Below are 24,779 nucleotides of genomic sequence, written 5' to 3'. Positions count from 1 at the left end.
GTGGACAGGATGATTTTACCCCCACACCTGGCACACACGATCAGCGGCGTGCATGGCGAGCGGGGCGCCGACTGGATCTCTCGGTTGGCGGAGGTGATCGCCAGCTGTGAACGGCGCTTTCAGATCGAAGTGCAAGCTCCTTTCCCCAACCTGACCTACAACGTGGTGCTACAGGCGGTCGATCGCAGCGGGCGGGAAGTGGTCCTCAAGCTGAGCGTGCCGAATGAGGAGTTGAACCGGGAGATCGATGCGATCGAGCATTTTGATGGGAAGGGGTTTGTCCGGTGTTTCGCTGCCGATCGGCAGCTCGGGGCGCTGCTCTTGGAGCGCGTGCGCCCAGGAACTCCGCTGTCCGCAGAGGGAGAAGAGGATCGCGCCACCCGCATCTTCACAAGCGTCGTGCGCAAAATGAAGCGAGAGCTGCCAAGCGGTGGAGAGTTCCCGACTTTGGCCAACTGGGCGCAAGGCTTTAAGCGTCTGCGCGAACGATTCGCAGGCGGCTGCGGCCCGCTTTCCGCTGCGATGGTGGAGCGGGCGGAGCAACTCTATCAGCAGCTGATCGAGACGACGGAGGAAAGCGTCCTGTTGCACGGAGATCTGCACCATGACAACATCCTCTCAGCAGGTGGCGGAGCGTGGGTGGCGATCGATCCGAAAGGCGTGATCGGCGATCCTTGTTTCGAGCCGTTCTCCTATTTGCACAACTACCTTCAGGGGAAGGCGAACTTGCTGCGGCGCATCGAAGTCGTCTGCGCAGAGCTTGGTTTGGAGCGGGAGCGAGTGGTCGGTTGGGGGTTCGCCCAGCTGATGCTGTCCGCATCGTGGCTGATCGAGGATGGGCTTTCCGGTTGGCAGGAAACGGTGCAGAAGGCGACCTACTTTTTGGAGATCCTCGACGAGCGCTAGGTGCGCCGACCGTTTTGCGAACGGTAAAAGCCCCCTTTCACCGGGCAGCCGATGTCCAGAAAGCGGGAAGGATAGCTGTAGTTCTTTTCATCGATGACCGAAATGTGCAGGTGGGGAGAGAGGGAATAGCCTGTGGCGCCAGAGTAGCCGATCGGCTGGCCGCGCTGCACGCGCTGGCCGACACAGACGCACGGCTCACTCAGATGGCCATAGAGCGTCAAACTGCCATCTTCGTGCTTGATCCGCACCTGATTGCCATAGCCGTCCGTTCCGGTGTAGCCGACGGTGTGCACGCGACCGCCCGATGCGGCGAGGACGATTGAACCGATCGGCATCTCAAAATCCCAGGAGTAATAGGTGTACGGGATATTGTGCGTTTCGTCAAAGTTCGCTTGGACGCACTCGTAGCTGATCCCAGCCGGCCAGGGAGCCAACATGTCGGTCGGGCCGAACAAAACGGCAGGAGCAAGCAGGAACAGCAGGAGAAACAAGAGGAGAAACAGCATCCCATAGCGAGAGGTCGCATGCAATGGCGACACCTCCTTTGTTCGGTGGTGGCCGTGCGAAAGGCTACCGACCGTTCACCGCAGGCAAAGCTGAAGAAGTAAAAAAAGAGACGGCGAAGCGCCGTCTCTTTTTGCGTGGGATTACCAGATCGGCGGCATGACGACGCGGCTGATCACGCGACCGGGGTACATCGGGCCGAAGCCGCCGCCGCGGGTCGCTGTGCCGAGTCCGAAAGCGGTACCGCCAGCTGCCGATTGGGCTAGTCCAAAGGATTGGGTGCCAAACGGCGTGGTGACGCCGCCGCCGAACGCTGCGGCAGGACCTGTCGTAGCGCCAAGACCGAACGTTCTTCCGAGCGGCGTGGTAGCGCCGCCTGCTCCAAACGCTGTCCCACCAGGGCCGGATGCGCCGAAGCCGAGGCTGGCAGACGTCCCGAGCGGCCCGGTGATGCCAAAGCCGCCAGCTGCTGCCGGCCCGGTGGTCGCACCGAGTCCAAAGCTGCTACCGAACACCAGTTGTCCATCCACTTTGCGTGCTGTCTTGCGTTGCACCTTCTTTGCCGTACTCTTTTTGTTTTTCTTGCTCAAGGTTGTCACGCTCCCAATTGAAGATTGTAGGTTTTCATCCAAGCACCATCGCGATCTGCAAGCAGACGCCTAATCTGCGACTAGTGACATTCAAGATGTGTGGTTTGCACAGGATAACAGTTGGGGATCAGCAGGAAGAAGAGAACGAAGATGATCAGGAATACAACCGCCCACCGCGTGTAAGCTCCGAACGCCATTGAGTTCACCTCTTTCGCGCTAGTTTTAATTACAAGGTATGAGCAGAGGGGGATTCCGGCAATGATGAAATTGTCTATTCTACGGTCTAAAAGCCAGATGAGCTAGAGGGCAGTTGTGAGAAAGCAGGACGATCGGCGAGGCGGAGAAGGGTGTCTTGTCGGTCGTTTGACCATCTGATATACTGCAGAGTAACGAGGATGAAAGGTGGATTGATTCTACAGACATGGACACTTTGTTTGTATTCTAATGACCCCACATGAGCAGATCGGGTGTAGAATGCAAACGCGGCTTGCAGAGAATGCGAGCGGCGAGGACGGGAGCAGTCTGACTGTTTTCAGTGACTCGCAGAGTGGACCATAGATGTAGAAGTCCGATTCGCCATCGATGCGTGAATCTGTTCTTTTGCCGTGGGCGCTTCTGCACCCGCGGTTTTTTTGATGTAGGGGTCCTGTTGTCAAACTTGAACACACAGGGAGTGACCTACAGATGACAGTTTTATTACAAGCGTTCAACCTGTATCAATCGAAAGGCACGCGTGAGTTGATTCAACAGATCGATGTTGAGGTGCGCGAAGGAGATCGCATCGGTCTGATCGGAGCGAACGGCGAGGGGAAATCAACCTTGATGCAACTGCTCGCTGGGATCGAAGAGCCTGAAGGCGGCACGCTGATCAGGCGCTGTGTGATCGGCTATCTTCCGCAGTCGCTGGAAGCGGATGACGATCTGGTGGTGGCCGACTGGTTGGCCAAGCAAGCGGTCGAGGTGCAGCCGGGGATTGCCAAGGAGCTTGTGATCACAGAAGAGATGTGGGAGCGCAAGCTGGGCAGCTTGAGCGGCGGTGAGCAGACGAAGATCGCCTTGCTCGCGGCACTCAGCCGCAATCCGGAGTTGCTGTTGCTCGACGAGCCGACCAACCATCTGGATCTCGACACTTTGCGTTGGCTGGAAGCTGTGCTGAAAAAGCAGAGCGTCGCGCTGGTGATCATCTCCCACGATCGCCGCTTTCTCGATGAGATCACCGATCAGACATGGGAGTTGAAAGCGGGCAAGATCACTTCCTATCCAGGCGCATACTCCGCCTATGCCGCTTGGGTGGAAGCGGAGCAAGAGCGCGTTCAGCAGGAATATGACGAGTATTTGCAGGAAAAAAAGCGACTGGAAGAGGCGATCGCTCGCAAAAAGCAGTGGGCGGCCAAAGGGGAGAAGGGGCGCAAGCAGCCCGACACGTTCACACGCCACCTGAAAGCGATCGATCAGGCGCGCGCGCTCAAGACGGCGAACGTCGCCAAAGCGATGCAGCGCCGCCTGGACGAAATGGAGCCGGAGGAGAAGCCGGAGCGTCGGCTGCAGGCAAACGTTCAGTTTCTCGATGCGGCGCAGGCGGAGCGTCCCGTGCTGGTCAGGGGCGAAGAGGTTTCGTTCCGCTATGGGGAGCGGACGCTGCTCGAACAGCTGACGTTCTTCTTGGAAAAAGGGGATCGGATCGCACTGGTCGGCGCGAACGGGGCGGGCAAGACCACGCTGCTCAAGCTGTTCACCGGGGAGCTGACACCGCAATCGGGGCAGTTGCGAGTGACGCCGACTGCGAAGATCGGCTATTTTGATCAGGTGTTCGCCTCGCTGAACTTGGAGCGGACGCTGCTCGATGACCTGCTGCAGCTCGACGGAGTGGATCGCGCGACCGCTCGCGTCTTTCTGGGCAGCTTCCTCTTTCGCCAGGAGGAAGTGTTTCGCAAGCTGTCCACGCTGAGCTACGGAGAGCGAGTTCGCTACGTGTTTGTCAAACTGGTGCTCAGCCGCACCAACCTGCTGGTGCTCGACGAGCCGTCCAACCATCTTGACATCCCCACTCGCGAGCGGGTCGAGGCGGCGCTGCAGGAGTACGAGGGCGCGATCATCTGCGCTTCACACGACCGCTACTTTTTGGAGAAGATCACCAACAAGGTCTGGGAGCTGCGGGATGGGCGGTTGATCGTGCACCCGTATGGATTCAAGGAATATCAGGAGCGCAAGCAGGCGGGTGTTGCCCACAGGAAGCGGGGCAAGAAGGAGTCGCGCAAGCTGTCGCAAGATCAGATCTTGCAGATCGAAAACCGGCTGGCACAGCTCGCCTGGTCGCTTGGCGTCGAGCTTGACGAGCAGAAGAAGGCGGAGCATGAGCGGGAGTTTCTTGAGCTGAGCCGAGAGCGCAATCGATTGAGGACTGAGTTGAGCCGCTGATCTTTACGAGTCGGTCGATCAGGCAAAGCTTTGATGTTTTCTCTTTCACACGGACTTGTCAGCAGACACTTTGGAGAAGTGGTCGCGGGCAAGTCCGTTTTTTTGTGCATGCATCCGCACAAAAATTGCTGGCCCAATTCAAAAGGGCGGGTGTGCAGTCAACAGATCGGAGATTTGAAAATTAAGGGATTTCCTAAATATAACATACCTGATATAATTAGCCTAAAATTATATTAGAAAGAATATTCTATCAAAAACAGAGGGTGTGGTGAACATTATTCTAATAAGAGTGATCAAGCCGCTATTAAAACTCCTGCTGATTCTGCTCAGTATCTTTTTGGTGAGCAACTTGGGATTTGCGTTCGATGCTCTGGCGCATGACCGAGTCAAAGTCACGCTGCTTCCGGGGGCGACCGGAGCTGAGGTGGTCGAGCGGAACCAAGGAACTCGGCTGATCAGTGAAGAGCCAGATGTGATCATCGGCTTCCCTGAAGAAAAGGAATCGGAATATATATCACTGCTCCAGAATGATAAGCAGGTCGATCTCACCTTTCGGGTTTACACCTTACCGAGGCTCAATGTGGATCAGTATCTGGTCGCGCTCAAGCATTGTGCAGAGATGTACACCTCTGGAACCTTTGGCGAAATTTCATTCAGAAACGGGTTTGTTTTCAAAACAGTCCCGATTACCGAACACCTTTCGGAGATGGCGTTCCGAAGCTTTTCCTATCTGATCCCAGGTCTGCTGGTAGGCGTGACATCAGGGATCGCGCTCGCTCTGCTAGCCGTTTGGAAGCCCCGGATTGGAAGGGTGCTGGACATCTCGAACCGACTGCTGCTCAGCGTACCCGACTTTCTGATGATCGTCTTGATTCAGTACGCTGCGATCGCAATCGATCGGCGAATGAACAGCACGGTGATCGTGGTCATGCAATATCAAGATCAGATTCCGTTTCTGATTCCGATGCTCGGGATATCTGTGCTCCCCGGTGCGCTGATTTACGGTGCGTTGCGCATCGCTTTCGAACGAGAGTGGCGGGAGGGGTATATCAAAACTGCCTATTCGAAAGGGTTGAGCCGATCTCTGGTCATCTCAAGGCACATGTTTCGTAACACGGTGGAAGATCTGTTGACGATCTTGCCAAGAGCGGTATCTGTCGCGATTGCAAGCATGGTCGTCGCAGAGGTGATGACGATGATCTTTGGCATCGGTGGATATCCCTTTGCCCAATCGGTGACAGCAGTCTCGTCGCTGGCCACCACATGTGCGATCTTGGCGATTTTCACCCTGTTGACGAACGGCTTGATTTCCTATTTGCGCAACCGTCAGGTTGTGCAAAAGAGAAGGGGGAGCTAATTTGCGGGGGGATACTCTGAAATATCAGCACATTTTCGCCTGGACGTTAGTGTTGTTGCTCCTCTTGCTCGCGGTTTTTGGCAGTCATTTCATGCCGTACACGATCGACGAGGGCGATAAGGTCACGATGGTGCGTCAACAGGTTGATGGGGAGGTGAAGATAGCAATCCCACCTTTCCCACCCAGCAAAGAGCATCTATTGGGCACCGATCATCGCGGCTTTGATCTGTTGAGCTTGCTGCTAAACGGAGCCAAGTACACGCTAGGCATCGGATTGGCGGTGACCCTGGCTCGCTTCTTGATCGCGATACCGATCGGGATGTACATCGGCGTGACAGGGATCTTTCGCAGCCCCTTGCGCATCATGCAGGTTGTTTCATCTTCAGTTCCGGTGATCCTGATCCTGTTCCCCGCGCTTTATTCGCTCAGCCAGACGATGGCGATCAATTCAGGACTACAGCCGGGAGACCCGCGCATCACTTTTTTCTCGATCGCCATGTTCATCATGTTGGTGATCGCGGGAATCTTTACTTTGGCTGACCAGATCGCCGACCGCGCTCAGTTTTTTTATCGGAAGGAATATGTGGCAGCCGCGAAAAGCTTAGGAGCATCGAGCGGGCAGATCATCGTTCGCCACCTGTTGCCCCAGTTTCGGCCAGAACTGCTGTACGGGTTTGTAACCGAGTATGTCCAAGTGCTGTTTTTGGTGGGCCAATTGGCGGTGCTCGGTGTTTTTGTCGGGGGCAGCGAAGTCTATTTTACGGAAGAGATGAAGTTTATTCTGCTGTCGAGCAATGGGGAATGGGCGAGCATGATCGCCTACGGAACAGACTATTTGCGCAACTTCCAATGGATCGTCGTGGCGCCCGGCCTGTTTTTTGCCAGCTCCGTCTTGATTCTGTCCTATTTTGCGCACGTGCTGCAGAAGCGGCTCGATCGGCCAGTTTTTATAAAACGCAAACCGTTTTGGCAACAGAGAGGTTCGCTGATCGCGGTTCCAGCAGTTTCGATCGCCTGTGTTGCGATCCTGCTCTTCTTGCCTGACAAACAGCCTGTTGCCCTTCAGGTGGACGCGACTGCTGATCAGGAGCATGAAACTCGCTTGTTAGCGCAGTCGACGCTGGATGCCAGAGTGACAGGCTCGAATGAAAAAAGCTTTAAATTGATGCTTCAAAATTCGACACAATTTATGAAGTATCTTGAGGCGGGGAAGTGGGAGTACGCGAGGAGCTATTTTGAAAAAGCGGAGGCTGCGCCGCCCGAACCGTGGCGAACTTGGATCGAGGCGCTGACTGCTGGGGGATACAAGTTTGTAGGAGCCGAAAAGATCTACAAAAATCCAATTTCGCAAAAGGTAGCGTCCGATGCGATCCCTCGCTATGATGTCGAAGTCATCGTTAAAAATCGGAGCGGACAGGAGGAGCGATGGCTGCTCGTCATGAAAAGTTCCATTTATATCGTTGAGGCTGTCGGAGGCCCAGCACAATCTGTTCCGGACAGATAGAGCCTGCCAAGTCCGGCCGAACAGGTTGCCGACAGGACGCAAAGAGGCGCTCTCCTAGCAGCTCCTTTCTGCCTTCCAATGCTTCTGTAGGTTGCTGAGAAGAGGGATACCCCCTCTGAGCGGCGAAATGGTTAGACAGCAACGGGGGAGGAAATCATTGGAGGTGCAGGATGAAACGAACAGTGGTAGCAGCTCTGCTTTCCACAGCGCTGTTGGCAAGCGTTCCGGCGATCGCCAGCGCAGACTATGCTGGCGTAGGTGCTGCGAGCCAGACGGTGCTGGGCAGGTCTGTCCAGCTGGTGTATGTGAACTTGAATGACACCAACTTGGAAGTGAAGGCGGTGTCTGCAGAAGGCAAGGTTGGCGAGACGGAATCGCTCGCAGCGCTCGCCCAGCGAAACGGTGCGCTCGCGGCGATCAACGGCGGGTATTTTAACGCCTATTCGGACGGACAGCCTTTGACGGTGGTGCGCACCAACGGGAAGTTTGTGCACAATGGCAGCTTCGGCGCGGTGTTTGGCATCAACACGCTGAACGAGCCGTATTTTGGGCGCATCTATCCGACGATCGAAGGCGGTTCGGACGGATCGTGGAGCTGGCCGAACACTTGGTCCGCCTGGGGGATCAACCATTATTACGACAACCCGAGCGCGATCTCGATCTTGACGCCCGATGCGAAGAAGCGAGCGCTGCCCGCAAGCGGGAAGACGGTCGTCGTCCAAAACGGTGTCGTCAGCAAGATCGTAAACGGCGATGCTGCCATCCCTGCCAACGGCTATCTGGTGCACTTTGGGGCGAATGTCGCATCTTCTGCCAGCGTGTTCGATGTGGGCGAGAAGGCCGACTATAAGATCACCTATCGCAACTCGGGTGGACAGCCGGTCAACCTCGATGCGCTCGGCAACATGATGGGCGGCGGGCCGCTGCTGGTGTCTGGCGGCGCGGTGGTCGTCGATCCGATCGCGGAGAAGTTTACCGATCCGAAGCAGACCTCGCGCACCAGCCGCTCGATCCGCACGTTTGTCGGATGGCGTTCTGACAACCGACTGGTGATGGGCACGGTGCCCAACGTATCTGTCTATGAGCTGGCCGATGTGGCAAAAGCGCTCGGGATGGTCCATGCGGTCGGCATGGACAGCGGAGCGACGGCCGGACTTTATGCGAACGGTTCCTATCTGACGACGCCGGGACGTGAAGTGCCCAATGCGATCATCGTCAAAAAACGGGATGCGTCGTCTGTCAACGCTTCCGGCTATGTGGATGTCTACAATGATCATTATGCGTATGATGCGATCGCTCGCCTAAAACAAAAAGGCGTGATGAACGGAGAAGTGGTCGGTAGCGCTCGCTTCTTCAAGCCGAGCCAGACGATGACGCGCGCCGAGCTGGCAGCAGTGCTGACCAACGCGTTCCAACTGCCGAAGGATGGCAAGCACACGTTCCGCGATGCGGCCGGAACGTGGTATGACAGCTTTGCCGGTGCGGTGGTCAACGCGGGCTACATGGCGGGCTACTCCAGCACCGACTTTGGCGGCAAAGATCCGGTGACCGAAGAGCAGATCGTGGCGATCCTCGCCCGCGTCCTCGCCAAGAGCGGCGTAAAAGAGACGGCAAAAGATCGCTGGTTGCAAGACCCGCCAAGCTCTTGGTTGGAAAAAGATGTGCATCTGGCGATCAAGCAGGGGTTGATCGTCGACGCGTTCGGGGATAAAGCGTTCGTGCCGAAAGAGCAGGCGAAGCGCGCAGGTGTCGCCTCGCTGCTCGATGTGGCGATGAAAAAGGTTGGGAAATAATAGCTGTGTGAGGAACATGAGGAAGGGTCGATCCGCGCAACGATTGCGGATCGACCCTATTTTACAAAGACCGTTCTGTGCGGATCGATGCGCAGAGAACGGTCTTTTCATTGGGGAGTGGTGATCAGTGAGCCACCATCGGGAGCATCTCGATCAGATCTTCCTCCGCCGTGGTGATCATCTTGAGGCCGAACGTCTCCTGCAGCACTTTGAGCACGCCAGCGGAGATGAACTCAGGCGGCTTGGGACCGATGCGGATGTCCTGGATGCCGAGCGAGAACAGGCCGAGCAGGATCGCGATCGCCTTTTGCTCAAACCAGGAGAGCACGATCGAGACGGGAAGCTGTTCGACCGGAATGCGCAGCGCATCGGAGAGTGCCAAGACGATCTTGACGACAGAGATCGAGTTGTTGCACTGCCCGAGGTCGATATAGCGAGGTATCGTCCCGTCGATCGTCCCGAACTCAAGGTCGTTAAAGCGGAACTTGCCGCAGGATGTGGTCAAGATGACCGTGTCGTCAGGCAAGCTTTCGGCGAGTTCACGATAATAGTTGCCTCCAGGCCCTGGCGAGTCACAGCCGGCGATGACGAAAAAGCGCTTGATCTTGCCCGACCGCACAGCATCCACCAGCTGTGGCAGGAAGTCGATCACCGTCTGATGGTGAAAGCCGGTGCTCAGGGTGAGATCGGAGGAGACCTCCGCTTTCGGCAGGGCGAGCGCGGTGCGAATCAACGGCGAGAAGTCGTCATTTTCGATCTTTGCGACATCGTCCATCCCGACCACATCGTAGGTGAAGAAGCGATAGCCGTAGGTGCCGCGAATCTGCATCACGCAGTTGGTCGTCGCGAGGATCGCGCCGGGAAACTCTTCGAACAGCCGGCGCTGGTCATGCCACGATTTGCCGACATTGCCCTTGAGGTGCGGATATCGCTTTAAGGCAGGATAGCCGTGTGCAGGCAGCATCTCCGAATGGGTGTAGACGTTGATGCCGGTGCCTTCCGTCTGCTTGAGCAGCTCTTCCAGCGCGTACAGGTTGTGCCCGGTGACGACGATCGAATGGCCTTCGATCTTGTTCTGCGTGACGGTGATCGGCTCGGGAATGCCGAAGTGGGCGGTATGCGCCTTGTCCAGCATGTCCATGACGAGAACCGCAGCAGAGCCGACTTCGATCGCCATTTCAAGATGCTCGTTCAGGTCGAAGTTCGAGTTGGTCAGGGTCATATAGAGCGCTTCGTGCGTGATGCGGTTGACCTCTTCATCATAGGACCCGAGCTGGCGGGCATGTGTCGCATAGGCGGAGACGCCTTTGAGCGCGTTGATGATCAAGTCTTGAAGCGAGGAGATCTCTTCATTTTTCCCACAGACGCCGACCACTTTACAGCCGCCTCTCTGGGCGTGTTTACACTGATTGCAATACATATGGAAAAACCTCTCATTTCCTTTTCCTAAGTCATCATCAGTATAGGAGAAGGGGAGAGGGGGATGTATCGGGAGATTCCCCGAGTTGGTCGGGGGGAATCCCTGAATGTCCCGAGTGGGGGCATGGTCACAAATACCTGTTTTCCAAGAGTCGGTAAGCCTTTTGTAACCCCATGAAGATCAGAGTGTCTCCACCTTGGTCTGGATGATGCTTCGCCGCCAAGTCGCGGTACCGCTTCTTCACGTCCGACCAGGAGGCGCTCGGGGTCAACCCGAGCACTTCATAGGCCAATAGCCGCGACTCCTGCTCATCTTCCCGTTCGGATGTCGTCCGGCGCACCTCGGTGTGCAAGATGGCGGCGCGCAAGTCTTCGATCCGCTCTGCTCGCGCTTCGGGCGTCATCTTCGCCCACAGCCGCACCACGTCAGGATTGTCGATCTCGACGAGCAGCATCAGATGGGAAAGCGCAGGTTGGTGTTTCAGCAGCTGCGGGGTCAGCCGGCCACCTTTTAACAGCAGGCGAATCGTTCGCGCATCTTCAGCGGGCAGCTGTGACCACCAGCTGTGCGCTCGCACATCGGCCACCTCCTCGACCAGCTGTTGCAGGCGACCCTGCCATTGCAACAGCTGCTGATGCATCGTCAACAGCTCCCGATCGGATAGGTGTTCCCAGTCGATTTGCGACAGCTTTCGCAACGCGTCCTCCATCCGTTTCTCCTCCTCTGTGCGGAATCGGTCGATCTACCGCTCATAATCGTATCATACCTCTGCACAGCTTACGAACTCTCACGCAGATCTTATATTTTATAGTTGACTTTAAGTTAATGTGTTGGTATAAATGATTTCACAGGTTTAATTATTTTTATAATCAATACGTTGTGCAAATTGTCAACACGGTATATGTAAAGTTTTAGATAAGATATTGTAAATTCAGTGCAGGAGGGATTTTGATCATGTCCGAAGCGCACAGCGTTTGTCTGAACTCCGTCTTTTTGTCAGCAGAGGTACGAGCGGAGCTCAACCGCATGCTCCACCACTATTTTGATGAGATTCGCCGCCTCTTTCGCGAGCGAGCGATCCCGGCGGTCGTCTACACCGGTGGGTCGTTGGCTCGGCAGGAGCCGTCCGTATGCTGGACGGAAGCCGGGGAGCTGCGGCTGTTTTCCGATATTGATTTTGTGGTGCACACCTCGCTTGAACATCAGCACGATCCGTGGTTGAAAAATCTTGAGTCTTTTCTGAAGCAGCGTTATCCGCAGTTCAATTCGACCGTCGCGCTCGTGTCCGACCTGAACAACGCCAGCGGTTTTTTTGCCCGCGATCTGTCGCTAGCACAACGCTTTCCAGTCTATCAGTCGTTTGATGTGGAGCGCTTGGCAAAAGATGCGTTCGATCCGGTGCAGATGTTCAACGTGATGGTGCATCAGATCTCCAACACGTTCTTGCACCCGCAGTGGAGCGGCTTGAGCAAAGGCGCCTATTTTCGACCGGAGGCGCGCTATCACTATGTCAAGCTGATCCTCGAATGTCTGCGCACCCAATTCCGCTCCGCCGAAGATGAGGTGATCGGCTATTACAGCGTTTACCAGAAGCGGTTCGACCCGCGAGTCGCGCGCATCGTCGATCCGGAGACGATCGCCTTGCTCACAGAAGCGCGGGAACTGTTTGGCACGGTGGAGATCCCTGAGCTCGATGTGATCAAGATCCTCAAAGCGTCGATGGCCGTCCATCTGGGCTTCGAGCAGCCGGACGTCAGCTCCGATCAACTGCGGGAACGGCTGGACGAGCTGTCGCTTCGCTCCGCGCACATCCTGCCATCCTATCGCTACGCCCTGCTCGCCCTGATGTTCTCGCTCGATGAAGACGGCGAAGGCCAGCGCCTGTTCTTGGAGCTGTTCTCGACGATTCTGCGGCGGATGGAGCAGGACGATCTGGTCGCCGTCAAGGCAGATCTGCACATTTTGACCGACAATCTGTGGAACGAACCGCTTCGCTTGCACAATGATGCGTTTCGCGAGCTGTTGAAGACGGTCATCTTGCTTCGCCGCGACTATGTGCGCAGGTGGCGGATGCAGGTGACGGGGGAGGACAAGATTCCCGATCTTTACAACGATCTGATTCCGGCCAAGAGGTGATAGGGATGAGGGAAGCAAGCAGGGGAGAGAAGAGCGATTTGACAGTCGCGGTGCTCGGCGCAGGCATGATGGGCAGCGGGATGATCCGCAACATGCAGCGGGCAGGTTTGACCTTGCGCCTCTACAACCGCACCGCACACAGGTTGCACAGCCTCGTCGAGCGGCAGGACACGCTGTGCGAGACGCCAGCTGAGGCGGCGAGAGGAGCGGATGTGATCCTGTCGGTCGTCACAGACGATGCGGCGAGCGAAGCGGTCTGGTACGGTCCGAGCGGCGCGCTTGCCGGAGCGGCTCCCGGCACGGTCGGCCTCGAATGCTCCACGCTTTCGCTCGCCTGCATCGAGCGCTGGAGCGAGCGTCTGCAGGCGGAAGGGCTGTTGCCGATCGACAGCCCGACCACCGGCAATCGGGCGGGAGCGGAGGCGGGCACGCTCCACCTGTTCCTGGGTGGCGATCTGCAGGCGATCGAAAGCGTCCGCCCGGTGCTCGACGCGATCTCGCAAGCGCAGTACCGATTTGGCCCGACAGGCTGTGGCACGCGGTTCAAACTGCTCTACAACCTGTTTACCGGGACGATGCTCGTCGCGCTCGGGGAGGCGGTCGGCATGGCGCAAGCGTTCGGCCTCGATCTGCAGCAGGTGGTGAACACGTTCGATGCGACCGGCTTTGCCATTCGCAACCTGAAGGACAAAGGGCAGAAGATGATCGAGGGCTCGCACGATGAAGTGTTTTCCAAAGTGAGCATCCTGCACAAAGATATGGTCTACGCGATGCTGAGCGCAGCCGATCTTCAGCGCGAATATCCGGTTGGGGAGCAGGCGATGGAGCGGCTGAGCCAGGTGGTGCGTTCCGGCAGCGGGCACCTCGACGTCTCCGCCACCTCGCTGCTCTACCTGCAAAACGTAACAGGTGTTAACCAGAAGGCGGTCTTCTGATCAGTGGCCCTCATCAGCGGGAGGGCTTATGATCCAAGAAATTTTTTATCTATTCAAAACAATCTGTTACTGTTATCATTTGGAATAGACACACACTCGAAGGGGAAAAAGGAGGGGCAACCTGTGGTCGAAGTCGAGGTACACAAGCTCGCGGAGAGCGTCAAAGAACAGGTGATCCGCTGGCGGCGCTTTTTGCACCAGCATCCTGAGCTGTCATTCCAAGAGGAGAAAACGGCGCAGTTCGTCTATGAAACGCTCGAATCGTTTGGCAATCTGGAGCTGTCGAGACCGACGAAAAACAGCGTGATGGCGCGGTTGATCGGCAAGCAGCCGGGGAAGGTGTTGGCGATTCGCGCCGACATGGATGCGCTGCCGATCGAAGAGGCGAACGACGTGGAATACAAATCGCAAAATCCGGGCGTGATGCACGCCTGCGGTCATGATGGTCATACCTCGATCTTGCTCGGCACAGCAAAGGTGCTGTCTACGCTGCAAGCGGAGATCAAAGGCGAAGTTCGCTTTCTCTTTCAGCACGCCGAAGAGCTCGCGCCGGGCGGCGCGGAAGAGATGGTGGAAGCGGGCGTGATGGAAGGCGTCGACATGGTGATCGGGCAGCATCTCTGGTCGGGTCTGGAGGCGGGTCTGGTCGGCGTTACGTATGGTCCGGCGACCGCAGCGCCCGACACGTTTTGGATCACGATCCAAGGTGCGGGCGGGCATGCGGCACAGCCACATGAGACGATCGATGCGATCGCCATCGGTGCCCAAGTCGTCACCAACCTGCAGCACATCGTCGCTCGAAACACCAATCCGCTCGGTCGATTGGTCGTCTCGGTCACCCAGTTCCACGGCGGCACGACGCACAATGTGATTCCCGGCACGGTCGAGATGCAGGGTACGGTGCGCAGCTTTGATCCGGAGATTCGCAAGCATACTGCCGAGCGCATGGAACAGATCGTCCGCGGCATCTGCGAAGCGCATGGTGCCACCTACACGTTCCGCTACGAACATGGCTACCGCTCTGTCGTCAATGAGGAGCGGGTGACCGGTGCGATCGAAGAGACGATGCGCGAACTGTTCGGCGAGCAGGCGATCCAGCATCTCGATCCGAACATGGGCGGCGAAGATTTCTCCGCCTTCCAACAAAAAGCGCCCGGCTGCTTCTTCTTCACCGGGGCGGGGAATGCGGCGAAAGGAATCGTCCATCCCCATCATCATCCGAACTTTGACATCGACGAAGAGTCGTTGGAGTACGGTGTGAAGCTGTTCGTCGGCGCCACGTTTAAACTGCTTGCCTAGCTGATCAATGTTGCTGTCAACAATCGATCAGGTTGTGCTAAATGACCCTCACTTTTCGCTGGGGGTCATTTTTATTTCCCAAGAAATATTCGCCGGTCTTTTCTACGACTCTCCCTCATAACCATTTTGAGAAGAAGATTCTTGCTGAGTAGAAGAATCTTGCTCAAATGATAGAGAAGAATTGGGGGAGTCGTTGTGCGGTATATGTTGCGAACGATCATCTTGCTGACCATCCTACTTGGCCTGTTCGCGTTGGCGAAAGGCGAGACTGTGAGCGCGCAGACGCAAAAAGAGTATATTGCGGTCGCCTTGAACGATCAGCTGGTGTCCTTTTCCGATGCGCAGCCGGAGCTGATCGGCGGCACCACCTATCTGCCCTTGCGCGCTTTTGCCGAAGCGATCGGCGCCACGGTCGAGTACGATGTGAAAACGGAGACGGTGCAGGTGGTGCGCAAGGACAAGCGCCTCACCATCAACATCCCGGACAGATGGATGACCACTTCCACCGGACTGTCCACATCGTTGCCGCTCTATTTGAAGAAAAACAGGCTGATGGTGCCGTTTCGCACGGTGGCCGACCTGTTCGAATATAAGGTTTCCTATTTTCCGCAAGGCCCGATCGCCCGCGCCCGAGATGGTGCTGGGCGTCTGGAGGATGCAGAAGTCTATCTGAGCAACCAGCGAAAAATTGCGGCAGAAAAAGCGAAGTTGCCCGACAAGATCGCCTACCTCACGTTTGATGATGGGCCCAACGAGCATACGGCGCAGATCTTAGACACTCTGGCCCGCTATGAAGCACAGGCGACATTTTTCATGCTGGCACGGCAGATCGAGTCGCATCCGCGCGAAGTGAAGCGGATGGCAAGCGCCGGGCATGGGCTCGCACTGCATGGGGTGACGCATAATGCGCAGGTGATCTACGCGTCTGCACAGTCGGTGGTGAACGAGATGGAGCAGTGCAACGCCGCGCTGACCCGCGTGACCGGAATCCGCACCAACATGGCGCGCGTTCCATATGGCAGCAAGCCGTGGATGTCGCAAAGCTATCGCGACCGGCTGGTTGGCGCAGGGTATCGGATGTGGGACTGGAACGTGGACAGCTACGATTCGCGCAGTCTGAACGTCACACCCGATCAGATCGTGCGCGAAGTGGTGAAGCAGACCGCTCAGCTGGAGACGCCGGTGATCCTCTTGCATGACCGCAAGGCGACGCTCGCCGCCCTGCCGCGCATCCTCACCCATCTGCAGGCAAGCGGGTATGACCTGCGCCCGCTGAAAGGGAACATGCCTCCGCTCAACTTTTGGAACGATCGCAGGTGATGCAGGTCAGCCCTTTTTGCGTGCGATCAGATGGTGAAACATCGCGATCTCTTGGAAAGGGGAGCGCTTACTCAGCTCCAGCTCCATCTTCAGCGCCTGTTGGTGCCAAGCGGGATCATACTTAGGCTGGTTGGGGATCAGGTCGTAGAGCGTGCGCACGCCAAAATGTTCGACGACCTCCAGCCCGCAGAGGTGGAGCCAATTGACCGCTTCCTTGAGCGTGTATGCGCGCGCGCTTTTGTTCATCAGCTCATAATGAAACTCACGCTGGTCCAACAGCGCAAGCGCTCGCTCCGGATCTTGGTTGAACACGGCAGCTTTGAGCACTTTGGCGGTCGGATTGTGCAGCACCAACGAGAGCAGGCCGTCCGACCGCAGCGAGGTGGCGAGGTTGGCGATCACAAATTCGGGCAGATCGACATACTCCAGCACATTGTGGCAGACGATCAGGTCGAACGGCTGATCGAAGCGGGCGGTCATCGCGTCCTGTACGCGATAGGTGATCGCAAGACCAGCTTCTGCCGCCTGCCGCGCAGAAAACTCGACCATCGCCGGCGCGATATCGGTGCCGGTGACCGCAAGCCCCTGCTCAGCTAAAAAGCGATCTGTCGTTCCCAGCCCGCACCCGACGGTCAGCGCCGACCGCATCGTCGGGGTCAGCACCTGTCCGAGCTGTGCGAACAGCAGTTGATAGAGCATGTCAGCCCAGGGCTCGTCCATCTGGGCTGCATACTGTTGTACATAGTGATCGAACGATCCGGCGCGTTCGCTGGATGTCATCCGGTATCTCCTCCTCGATGCTTGCGTTTTTACTTTCGTCTCGCTTCAGAAATAATACGCGCTCCAGGGACGGTCAGCCTGCACGCGCGGAACGATTTATGCAGGAAGTTCCAAATGAGTTGTCGAAATCCTTTCCCTAAGCGCCCCAGGCAAGCGGTGGCAGCGGGCTTCCTCAGCCAGATGTTGCAAGCGGGATCGAGGTCACCGAAGCGCGTTTGCTGGTATCTAATAGACGCGGCGCTGTGTCATCCGGTTGCAAAAAGGTGGATTGTCCCGGTGAGGATCGATCTGAGCAGTTTTAAAGTGAATAGGAAGCGCGAGCGCAGATTGAGGCAGATGTAAACCGTTCATCTGCTTCAATTTTCAACTAAAAAGAGGTGGGGAGCGGCGGCGCTGGTGACACATTGTCACCTTTGGAAGTCATTCCATGCCGCGCACAGGGTTGAAACATGGTATAACTAGAGATAAGAATGCCCAAAGCAGAATTCTGGTCCTAGATGCTGTTTCAAGGCTCCTCATCCGCATTGGAGGGTGAAACGATGAAAGTAATTTTTCTGCAAGATGTAAAAGGTCAAGGGAAGAAAGGCGAAGTGAAAGAAGTATCTGCTGGATACGCGCAAAACTTCCTTTTTAAAAAGAACCTCGCCGTTGAGGCGACCGCTGAGAACATCAATCGCCAGAAGCAAAAAGAGGCGGGCGAAGAGCGCAAGGCTGCACAGATTCTGCAGGAAGCGAAAGAGCTTGCTGTGATCTTGAAAGAGACGACCATCGTTTTGAAAACGAAAGCGGGCGACGGCGGCCGCGTATTCGGCGCGATCTCGACCAAGCAGATCGCCGATGGGCTGAAAGATCAAAAGAAGCTGAACGTGGACAAGCGGAAAATTCTCTTGGACGAGCCGATCAAAGCGTTGGGCACCACCGTGGTGACAGTCAAGCTGCATCCGGAAGTCTCCACGGAGCTTCGCGTCCAAGTCGTTGCGGAGTAATCGATCATGTTAAAAAAACTGCTCAAGAAGCTCAACCGAATCCCCGGCAGCAAACTACACGAAAAATTGGATGATGAGGAAGCGGTGCGCCGTCAGGTCACCGCATTGTTTGGGATTCTTAGCAGTATCTATGGACCGGATAAGCTGGTGCTTCGCGCAGGAAAGCTGGATGCGCTCAGCCTGATGCGCTCTTCGAGCGTGGAGGAGCGCATCATCGCGCTGCAGCGGATCGTCTTTGAAAACCCGACGATCGAGGAACGACCGACGCCGGAGCGCATCCCTGAGATCTTGAATGATGTCGAAGAGGCGATCGCCAACTTCCTCGCCCGCAAGACGGTGGAGGAAGATCTGGAGAAGCGCGTCAACGAGCGGATGCAAGAGAAGCATGAAGACTACATCAAGGAGATTCGCACACAGCTGGTCAAGGAGCAGTCCGGCCCGGAAAACGCGCAAACTTTGAAAAAGTATGCGCAGTTGGAAAAGCTGGACAGCGTAAAGCTCTCCAAGTCCACCTATGAGCGGGTGCGTCCGCAACAGATGGAGCAGATCATCGGCCAAGAGCAGGCGAAGCGCTCGCTGATGTCCAAGCTGGCGAGCCCGTTCCCGCAGCACATCCTGATCTACGGTCCGCCCGGCGTGGGCAAGACGACCGCCGCGCGGATCGCGCTGCAGGAGGCGGCGAAGCTCGCTTCGACCCCGTTCGCAGAAGAGGCGCCGTTTGTGGAAGTGGACGGGACGACCCTGCGCTGGGATCCGCGCGACATCACCAACCCGTTGCTCGGCTCGGTGCACGACCCGATCTATCAAGGGGCGCGCCGCGATCTGGCCGACACGGCGATTCCGGAGCCGAAGCTCGGTCTGGTCACCGATGCGCACGGCGGAATCCTGTTCATCGACGAGATCGGGGAGCTCGATCCGGTCTTGCAGAACAAGCTGCTGAAAGTGTTGGAGGACAAGCGGGTGCGCTTCGAGTCGCCCTACTACGATCCGGAAGATCCGAACGTTCCTAAATACATTCAAAAGCTGTTCGAAGAGGGAGCGCCTGCAGACTTCATCCTGATCGGCGCGACCACGCGCGACCCGTCGGAGATCAACCCGGCGCTTCGTTCGCGCTGTGCGGAGATCTATTTCGAACCGCTGGTTCCCCAGCAGGTGGAGGAGATCGTCGCCGGAGCTGCTGATCGGCTGCAGGTCAGCTTGGAGCAATCGGTGGCGAAGACGATCGCCAAGTACACGATCGAAGGGCGCAAGGCGGTCAACCTGCTCTCCGACGCGCACGGCCTTGCCGTCTATCGGGCAGGCGGAACGGCGGAGGAGTCGGTGACGATCGTGCAGGCGGACATCGAAGAGGTGTTGCGCATGAACCGACTGGTGCCCTATGTGCAGGACAAGGAGCAGGATGCGGAGCCAGCGGAGGTCGGCAAGATCCACGGTCTGGGCGTCGCAGGCTTCCTCGGCTCGACGATCGAGATCGAAGCGGTCGCCTATCCGGCTGACGAAGCGGGCAAAGGGCGACTGCGCTTTAACGACACGGCAGGCTCGATGGCCAAAGACTCGGTGTTCAACGCAGCGGCCGTCTTGCGCCGGATCACCGGGCTGGACGTGCAGGATTTTGACATTCATGTCAACGTGGTCGGCGGCGGGCGGATCGACGGTCCGTCCGCAGGCGTGGCGATCACCTTGGCGATCTACAGCGCGATGCTGAGCAAGCCGATCCCGCAGGATGTGGCGATCACCGGCGAGATTTCGATCCAGGGCAAGGTGAAGTCGGTCGGCGGGGTGTTTGAGAAAATATTTGGCGCGCGCCAAGCTGGGATGACCCGCGTGCTCGTGCCGTATGACAACCGCCGCGATGTGCCGAGCGACTTGGAAGGCATCGAGGTGCATCTGATCAAGACGATCGACGAAGTGGTCGGCCTCGTCTTCGAAGAGCGGTTGGAGCAGGTCGCGGCCAGCTGACGATCGCGCCGTTGAAACTATAGGTAAGGGAGGCGCTGCAACACATGGAAGAAGAACTCGTGGAGCGGGTGCCTCCACAAAATGTGGAAGCGGAACAGGCGGTGCTCGGTGCGGTCTTGATCTCCAATGAAGCGCTGATCACCGTGTCTGAGCTGCTGACACCAGAAGATTTTTATCGCAAGTCGCACCGCCTGATCTATGAGGCGATCCTGCGCACCAACGAAAAGGGCAATCCGGTCGACTTGGTGACGCTGACGACCGATCTGCAAAACCAAGGTCAGATCGACGAGATCGGCGGGGTGCAATACCTCGCCTCGCTGTCCAACTCGGTGCCGACCGCAGCCAATGCGGATCATTATGCGGCGATCGTCAGAGAGAAATCGGTGATGCGCCGCCTGATCAACACGGCGACGAAGATTGCGGCCACAGGCTACACGGGCGTCGATGTGACCGAAGCGATCGACGAGGCGGAGCGGAGCATTCTTCAGATCTCGCAGGCGGGCAGCATCAACAAAGGGTTTACGCACGTCAAAGATGTGCTGCTCAGCACGTTTGAGCGCATCGAGTTTCTGTACAACAACAAAGGCGGGGTGACGGGCATTCCGTCCGGCTACCCTGACCTCGACAAGATGACCTCCGGCTTTCACGGCTCGGAGTTGATCATCCTCGCAGCTCGTCCGGCGGTCGGGAAGACGGCGTTCGCTCTGAACGTCGCGCAGAACATCGCGGTGCGGGCGGGAGAAGCGGTGGCGATCTTCACGCTGGAGATGGGAGCGGAGCAGCTCGTGCAGCGGATGCTCTGCGCAGAGGCGAACATCGATGCGGGGAAGATGCGGACAGGCTTCTTGGATGAGGATGACTGGCCGAAGCTGACGATGGCGGTCGGCACTTTGTCAGAAGCGCCGATCTTCATCGATGACACGCCGGGGATCACCGTCGCGGAGATCCGGGCGAAATGCAGACGTTTGAAGGCGGAGCAGGGTGGAAAGCTCGGGATGGTCGTGATCGACTACCTGCAGCTGATCCAAGGGCGCGGGCGCGGCGACAACCGCCAACAGGAAGTTTCCGAGATCTCGCGTACCCTGAAGCTGATCGCCCGCGAGCTGGACGTGCCGATCATCGCGCTGTCGCAGCTCTCCCGTTCGGTCGAGTCGCGGCAGGACAAGCGGCCGATGATGTCAGACCTTCGGGAATCGGGCTCGATCGAGCAGGATGCGGACATCGTCGCCTTTCTCTACCGCGATGACTATTACAACCCGGAGTCGGAGCGCAAAAACATCATCGAGATCATCATCGCCAAGCAGCGTTCCGGTCCGACGGGGACGGTCGAGCTGGTCTTTTTGAAGAACTTTAACAAATTCGTCTCTCTTGAGAGAGCGCCGGGAGCATAGTATCATGAGCCGATATGAAAACTCCGATTGGCAAGTCGGGATGCCCCTTCCGAGCCGCAAAGACAAGCACGGGCGAAAGAAGGAAAAACAGCAGAAGCAAAAAGCGACTCCAGCGCCGCTTGAGGAAATCATCGAGCAGCCTGCCGAGTCGCGTGTTGAACAACGTATGAAACAACCTGCTGAATCGCGTGCGGAGCATCGCGAGGAGCAACCTGTTGCGAAACGCACCGAAAAACGCGTTGAGCAACAGATGAAGCGACCTGCCGAATCGCGTGCAGAAGATCGCGAGGAGCAACTTGTTGCGCAACGCGTCGAAAAACGTGTCGAGAAACAGATGAAGCAACCTGCTGAATCGCGTGTAGCACATCGCGAGGAGCAACATGTTGTGCAACGCACCGAAAAACGTGTCGAGCAACACACGAAGCAACCTGCTGAATCGCATGTCGGACATCGTGACCAGCAGAGCGTCGAAAAGCCTGTCGAACCACGCGCTGAACAACTTGCCGCGCAACCTGTCGAGCAACCTGTCGAGCAACCTGTCGAGCAACCTGTCGAGCAACCTGTCGAGCACGATCGGGCGGCGCGACTGACTGCGGAGCAGCCCGATCAGACACGAGCGGCCAGCCTGCAGGAGCAGCAGACCGCTCACAACGAGATGGCAGCTGCGATGGTGGCAGAGCTGGCAGGTTCAGAGCGGACGGCAGAGGAAGCGGACGAGAAGGAACTGGATGATGAAGAGATGGAGCCGATGGTCGGGAAGTGGACCTACCGCCTGCTGCTGATCTTCGTTCCCCTGATCGTGATCGCCGTGCTGATCTACGGCAAGATCGGCTATGTGCACGATGTGCCGCCGCTCGTTCGCGAAAATGTGGAAGCGTATGAACAGGGCGAAGGGTTTCTGGTGCTGAAGCCGTGGTGGTTTGGCCCGCCCGTCTACAAGCTGGACGAGTACGTGAGCGGACCGAGCACAACGTTTCATCAGTTCCAGTTGAACTTGCGGGATTTTGCCGGGATCGTCGAGAAACCGATCGTGCTCTGGCAGTTCGAACAGGACTTTTTGGACAAGTAACCCGGTCGAGTCGACCGGGTTTTTTCTGCTGTGCGGGCGGCTGGCCGAATAGGAAGCGAGTAAAGACGAACAATCAAACGGAACCGATTGATAATCGTTCGGAAAATGCATTGACATCTGGAAAAATCCTTGCTACACTCATTATGCTGTGAGTAAGGCGTGCTCTTCGAGAGCATGTTACTATGTGGAGGTGTTGTCGTGTGGCAACAGTAGTCGTTGTCGGCACCCAATGGGGCGACGAAGGGAAAGGTAAGATTACAGACTTCCTGGCAGAAAAAGCAGGAGTAGTAGCCCGCTACCAAGGCGGCAACAACGCAGGTCATACTATCTGGATTGAGGGAATTGAATATAAACTGCACCTGATCCCGTCTGGGATTTTCTACGAAGAAAAAATCTGTGTGGTCGGCAACGGCATGGTCGTCAACCCGGCGGCGCTGGTCAAAGAACTTCAATATCTGCATGACAAGGGCGTCTCGACCAAAGGGCTGCGCATCTCCGACAAAGCGCATCTCGTCCTGCCCTACCACTTGAAGCTCGACATCCTCGAAGAGGAGAGCAAAGGGGACGCGAAGATCGGCACCACGAAAAAAGGGATCGGTCCGGCATACATGGACAAAGCGGCGCGCACAGGCATTCGGATGATCGACCTGATGGATCGCGAAGATTTCGCCGAGATCTTGAAGCGCAACCTCAAGCTGAAAAACGAGGTTCTGACCAAGCTGTACGGTGCGGAGCCGTTCACGTTCGAAGAGATCTATGAAGAGTACCTCGGCTATGCGGAAGTGCTGCGCCCCTACGTGTGCGACACGTCTGTCGTGCTCAACGAGCAGATCGACAAAGGGACTGACATCCTCTTCGAAGGCGCACAAGCATCGATGCTCGACATCGACCAAGGCACCTATCCGTACGTGACCTCGTCCAACCCGGTCGCTGGCGGCGTCTGCATCGGTTCTGGCGTCGGCCCGACCAAGATCGACAAGGTGATCGGGGTTGTCAAAGCGTACTCGACGCGCGTTGGCGACGGTCCGTTCCCGACCGAGCTGCTCGACGAGACGGGCGACTTTATCCGCAACCAAGGCCGCGAGTTCGGCACGACCACCGGTCGCCCGCGCCGCTGTGGCTGGTTTGACGCGCTGGTCGTCCGCCACGCGCGCCGCGTCTCCGGCCTTGATGGCATGGCGATCACGCGCCTCGACATCCTGACCGGGCTCAAAGAGCTGAAAGTATGCGTCGCCTACACCCACAACGGGGAGATGCTGACCGAGTTCCCGACTTCCTTCCGCGTCCTGCGCGACTGCGAGCCGGTCTACGAAACGCTGCCAGGCTGGGATGAGGACATCACCGGCGTGCGCGCTTACGAAGACCTGCCGGAAAACGCCAAAGCGTACATCCGCAAAGTGGAAGAGATCACCGGCGTTTCGCTGGCGATCCTCTCCGTCGGCCCGGGTCGTGAGCAGACCATTCCGGTCGTCGAACTGTACGAAGCTCGCTAAACTGAATGCGGAACAGCCATCTCAGGAACGTTGCGGGATGGCTGTTTTCGCTAATCGGATCGATTTGATCGCATCTTGGGAGGGAGTGCAGAGATGATCGTCAGCGAACAGGATCTCGTCGAACAGGTGAAGATCCTCTCCGAGTTGCGCTTGCCAGAGCGAGCGCGCGTGTTGGAAGCGGGATGTGGCACCGGCCCGCTGTTGCGGGAGCTTGCCCGCCAGCGCCCGATGTGGCGGTTGACCGGCGTCGATCTCAGCTGCGGCTCGCTCTCGCTCGGTTGCATGGCGGCAGCAGCCGAGCGGTGCGGCATCGATTTTCTTCAGCTCGATCTCCGCAAGCTGCCGTTCGCAGACGGGTCTTTCGATCTGGTCTACACGCGAGATGTGCTCGACCATCTGGAAGATCGGGAAGCTACCCTGGCGGAACTTGAGCGCGTGCTTCATCCGGACGGCGTGCTGATCCTCTTTGAGCGCACGACGAAGTCCTCTACCTGACGATCAGGCAGAGGACTTTTTTTAGTGCTGGCCGCCGTTTTGCTCGATGATCTGCAGCGCTCGATCCAGCTTGTCGGCCGGACAGACGACGGTGAGCAGCGTATCGCGCCCGCTGAGCATGCCGGTGCCATCCGACATGCCGGAGACGGCCGGATCGGAGCCGAGCAGGATGCCGGAGCTGTTCTCTGTCGGCGATAGATTTTCGATCAGCGTCGCATGGCTGGAAAAGCTCGCGTTGATCGGGTTGATCACCTGTTCGGTCGCATCTCCCGGCTGGGCGCTGATCCGATCGATCTGGCAGGTTTCATCTGTCAGGTCGAGCTGTTCGAGCATCCCCTGCTTCGCTTTTTCCGCTTGGTCAGGGGAGTTGAAGTAGGCAAGTATCGATTGTGTGTTCGCCATCAGCAGAGACCCCCTTTTCGTC

The 24,779-nt window shown here is 57.3% G+C and carries 22 protein-coding genes; 16 read left to right on the top strand and 6 right to left on the bottom strand.

The features are described 5' to 3' along the window. Positions 1-9: 9 nt before the first annotated feature. Complete coding sequence (locus tag ACFSOY_RS11320) at positions 10-906, top strand: aminoglycoside phosphotransferase family protein (protein WP_386046646.1); 897 nt, start codon at positions 10-12, stop codon at positions 904-906. On the opposite strand, the gene ACFSOY_RS11315 is transcribed toward ACFSOY_RS11320, so the two are convergent. Further along, positions 903-1,436: a M23 family metallopeptidase gene (locus ACFSOY_RS11315; protein ID WP_386046644.1), complete on the bottom strand. Its 534-nt coding sequence runs from the start codon at positions 1,434-1,436 to the stop codon at positions 903-905. The genes ACFSOY_RS11320 and ACFSOY_RS11315 overlap by 4 nt on opposite strands. Between ACFSOY_RS11315 and ACFSOY_RS11310 the strand changes: the two genes are divergently transcribed. After that, positions 1,436-1,573 (top strand): hypothetical protein, encoded by a 138-nt coding sequence (locus ACFSOY_RS11310; protein WP_386046642.1) that lies wholly within the window; start codon positions 1,436-1,438, stop codon positions 1,571-1,573. The two genes, ACFSOY_RS11315 and ACFSOY_RS11310, sit on opposite strands and share 1 nt — an antisense overlap. Here ACFSOY_RS11310 and ACFSOY_RS11305 read toward each other — a convergent pair. Next, a complete protein-coding gene (locus ACFSOY_RS11305) occupies positions 1,554-2,000 on the bottom strand; it encodes a hypothetical protein (RefSeq protein WP_386046640.1) in 447 nt (148 codons plus the stop codon). The genes ACFSOY_RS11310 and ACFSOY_RS11305 overlap by 20 nt on opposite strands. 684 nt (positions 2,001-2,684) lie before the next feature. Between ACFSOY_RS11305 and abc-f the strand changes: the two genes are divergently transcribed. From abc-f to ACFSOY_RS11285, 4 genes are all read left to right on the top strand, one after another. Next, a complete protein-coding gene (gene abc-f / locus ACFSOY_RS11300; RefSeq protein ID WP_386046639.1) occupies positions 2,685-4,418 on the top strand; it encodes a ribosomal protection-like ABC-F family protein in 1,734 nt (577 codons plus the stop codon). Positions 4,419-4,686: 268 nt separating this feature from the next. Further along, positions 4,687-5,775, top strand: a complete 1,089-nt coding sequence (locus ACFSOY_RS11295) for an ABC transporter permease subunit (protein WP_386046637.1) — start codon at positions 4,687-4,689, stop codon at positions 5,773-5,775. A gap of 1 nt (position 5,776) precedes the next feature. After that, the gene (locus tag ACFSOY_RS11290; protein WP_386046635.1) at positions 5,777-7,279 is read left to right on the top strand and encodes an ABC transporter permease; all 1,503 of its coding nucleotides are present in this window, start codon (positions 5,777-5,779) and stop codon (positions 7,277-7,279) included. 170 nt (positions 7,280-7,449) lie between these two features. After that, positions 7,450-9,072 carry a phosphodiester glycosidase family protein gene (locus ACFSOY_RS11285; protein WP_386046633.1) on the top strand — a complete coding sequence of 541 codons (1,623 nt, stop codon included), beginning with the start codon at positions 7,450-7,452 and terminating at the stop codon, positions 9,070-9,072. 124 nt (positions 9,073-9,196) lie between these two features. On the opposite strand, the gene hcp is transcribed toward ACFSOY_RS11285, so the two are convergent. Beyond that, positions 9,197-10,492, bottom strand: a complete 1,296-nt coding sequence (gene hcp, locus ACFSOY_RS11280) for a hydroxylamine reductase (protein WP_386046632.1) — start codon at positions 10,490-10,492, stop codon at positions 9,197-9,199. Between the two features lie 127 nt (positions 10,493-10,619). Next, positions 10,620-11,201 carry a J domain-containing protein gene (locus ACFSOY_RS11275; protein ID WP_386046630.1) on the bottom strand — a complete coding sequence of 194 codons (582 nt, stop codon included), beginning with the start codon at positions 11,199-11,201 and terminating at the stop codon, positions 10,620-10,622. Positions 11,202-11,446: 245 nt separating this feature from the next. On the opposite strand from ACFSOY_RS11275, the gene ACFSOY_RS11270 reads away from it, so the two are divergent. From ACFSOY_RS11270 to ACFSOY_RS11255, 4 genes are all read left to right on the top strand, one after another. Continuing rightward, positions 11,447-12,628 carry a nucleotidyltransferase family protein gene (locus tag ACFSOY_RS11270; RefSeq protein WP_386046628.1) on the top strand — a complete coding sequence of 394 codons (1,182 nt, stop codon included), beginning with the start codon at positions 11,447-11,449 and terminating at the stop codon, positions 12,626-12,628. 5 nt (positions 12,629-12,633) lie between these two features. Continuing rightward, complete coding sequence (locus ACFSOY_RS11265; RefSeq protein ID WP_386046626.1) at positions 12,634-13,563, top strand: NAD(P)-dependent oxidoreductase; 930 nt, start codon at positions 12,634-12,636, stop codon at positions 13,561-13,563. A gap of 123 nt (positions 13,564-13,686) precedes the next feature. Then, positions 13,687-14,862 carry a M20 family metallopeptidase gene (locus tag ACFSOY_RS11260; protein ID WP_386046624.1) on the top strand — a complete coding sequence of 392 codons (1,176 nt, stop codon included), beginning with the start codon at positions 13,687-13,689 and terminating at the stop codon, positions 14,860-14,862. A 204-nt stretch (positions 14,863-15,066) separates the two neighbouring features. Continuing rightward, positions 15,067-16,182 carry a polysaccharide deacetylase family protein gene (locus ACFSOY_RS11255; RefSeq protein ID WP_386046829.1) on the top strand — a complete coding sequence of 372 codons (1,116 nt, stop codon included), beginning with the start codon at positions 15,067-15,069 and terminating at the stop codon, positions 16,180-16,182. 6 nt (positions 16,183-16,188) lie between these two features. On the opposite strand, the gene ACFSOY_RS11250 is transcribed toward ACFSOY_RS11255, so the two are convergent. After that, on the bottom strand, positions 16,189-16,962 hold the full coding sequence (locus ACFSOY_RS11250) for a class I SAM-dependent methyltransferase (protein WP_386046622.1): 774 nt from the start codon (positions 16,960-16,962) through the stop codon (positions 16,189-16,191). 539 nt (positions 16,963-17,501) lie between these two features. On the opposite strand from ACFSOY_RS11250, the gene rplI reads away from it, so the two are divergent. From rplI to ACFSOY_RS11220, 6 genes are all read left to right on the top strand, one after another. Beyond that, positions 17,502-17,948: a 50S ribosomal protein L9 gene (rplI, locus tag ACFSOY_RS11245; protein ID WP_386046620.1), complete on the top strand. Its 447-nt coding sequence runs from the start codon at positions 17,502-17,504 to the stop codon at positions 17,946-17,948. A 6-nt stretch (positions 17,949-17,954) separates the two neighbouring features. After that, the gene (gene lonC / locus ACFSOY_RS11240) at positions 17,955-19,907 is read left to right on the top strand and encodes a Lon family ATP-dependent protease (protein WP_386046618.1); all 1,953 of its coding nucleotides are present in this window, start codon (positions 17,955-17,957) and stop codon (positions 19,905-19,907) included. Positions 19,908-19,951: 44 nt separating this feature from the next. After that, positions 19,952-21,298, top strand: coding sequence for a replicative DNA helicase (gene dnaB / locus ACFSOY_RS11235; protein ID WP_386046616.1), 1,347 nt, complete (start codon positions 19,952-19,954; stop codon positions 21,296-21,298). 4 nt (positions 21,299-21,302) lie between these two features. After that, positions 21,303-22,367: a hypothetical protein gene (locus ACFSOY_RS11230; RefSeq protein WP_386046614.1), complete on the top strand. Its 1,065-nt coding sequence runs from the start codon at positions 21,303-21,305 to the stop codon at positions 22,365-22,367. 200 nt (positions 22,368-22,567) lie between these two features. Beyond that, complete coding sequence (locus tag ACFSOY_RS11225; protein WP_386046612.1) at positions 22,568-23,860, top strand: adenylosuccinate synthase; 1,293 nt, start codon at positions 22,568-22,570, stop codon at positions 23,858-23,860. Between the two features lie 93 nt (positions 23,861-23,953). Further along, a complete protein-coding gene (locus ACFSOY_RS11220) occupies positions 23,954-24,355 on the top strand; it encodes a class I SAM-dependent methyltransferase (RefSeq protein WP_386046611.1) in 402 nt (133 codons plus the stop codon). 21 nt (positions 24,356-24,376) lie between these two features. On the opposite strand, the gene ACFSOY_RS11215 is transcribed toward ACFSOY_RS11220, so the two are convergent. After that, entirely contained in the window at positions 24,377-24,757 is a 381-nt protein-coding gene (locus ACFSOY_RS11215; RefSeq protein WP_386046609.1) for a hypothetical protein, read from the bottom strand. Positions 24,758-24,779: the final 22 nt, after the last annotated feature.

Origin of the sequence: Tumebacillus lipolyticus, assembly GCF_042682745.1 — a bacterium.
GTDB lineage: Bacteria > Bacillota > Bacilli > Tumebacillales > Tumebacillaceae > Tumebacillus_A > Tumebacillus_A lipolyticus.
Note: the sequence above shows the minus strand (reverse complement) of the source record. Positions and strands in the feature narration are given on the sequence as shown.

Bases quoted from the DNA above. Each gene is read 5' to 3' on its own strand.
- ACFSOY_RS11320 (WP_386046646.1), top strand. From the start codon at position 10: ATGATTTTACCCCCACACCTGGCACACACGATCAGCGGCGTGCATGGC.
- ACFSOY_RS11310 (WP_386046642.1), top strand. From the start codon at position 1,436: ATGGCGACACCTCCTTTGTTCGGTGGTGGCCGTGCGAAAGGCTACCGA.
- abc-f (WP_386046639.1), top strand. From the start codon at position 2,685: ATGACAGTTTTATTACAAGCGTTCAACCTGTATCAATCGAAAGGCACG.
- ACFSOY_RS11285 (WP_386046633.1), top strand. From the start codon at position 7,450: ATGAAACGAACAGTGGTAGCAGCTCTGCTTTCCACAGCGCTGTTGGCA.
- hcp (WP_386046632.1), bottom strand. From the start codon at position 10,492: ATGTATTGCAATCAGTGTAAACACGCCCAGAGAGGCGGCTGTAAAGTG.
- ACFSOY_RS11275 (WP_386046630.1), bottom strand. From the start codon at position 11,201: ATGGAGGACGCGTTGCGAAAGCTGTCGCAAATCGACTGGGAACACCTA.
- ACFSOY_RS11270 (WP_386046628.1), top strand. From the start codon at position 11,447: ATGTCCGAAGCGCACAGCGTTTGTCTGAACTCCGTCTTTTTGTCAGCA.
- ACFSOY_RS11265 (WP_386046626.1), top strand. From the start codon at position 12,634: ATGAGGGAAGCAAGCAGGGGAGAGAAGAGCGATTTGACAGTCGCGGTG.
- ACFSOY_RS11255 (WP_386046829.1), top strand. From the start codon at position 15,067: ATGTTGCGAACGATCATCTTGCTGACCATCCTACTTGGCCTGTTCGCG.
- ACFSOY_RS11250 (WP_386046622.1), bottom strand. From the start codon at position 16,962: ATGACATCCAGCGAACGCGCCGGATCGTTCGATCACTATGTACAACAG.
- rplI (WP_386046620.1), top strand. From the start codon at position 17,502: ATGAAAGTAATTTTTCTGCAAGATGTAAAAGGTCAAGGGAAGAAAGGC.
- lonC (WP_386046618.1), top strand. From the start codon at position 17,955: ATGTTAAAAAAACTGCTCAAGAAGCTCAACCGAATCCCCGGCAGCAAA.
- dnaB (WP_386046616.1), top strand. From the start codon at position 19,952: ATGGAAGAAGAACTCGTGGAGCGGGTGCCTCCACAAAATGTGGAAGCG.
- ACFSOY_RS11230 (WP_386046614.1), top strand. From the start codon at position 21,303: ATGAGCCGATATGAAAACTCCGATTGGCAAGTCGGGATGCCCCTTCCG.
- ACFSOY_RS11220 (WP_386046611.1), top strand. From the start codon at position 23,954: ATGATCGTCAGCGAACAGGATCTCGTCGAACAGGTGAAGATCCTCTCC.
- ACFSOY_RS11215 (WP_386046609.1), bottom strand. From the start codon at position 24,757: ATGGCGAACACACAATCGATACTTGCCTACTTCAACTCCCCTGACCAA.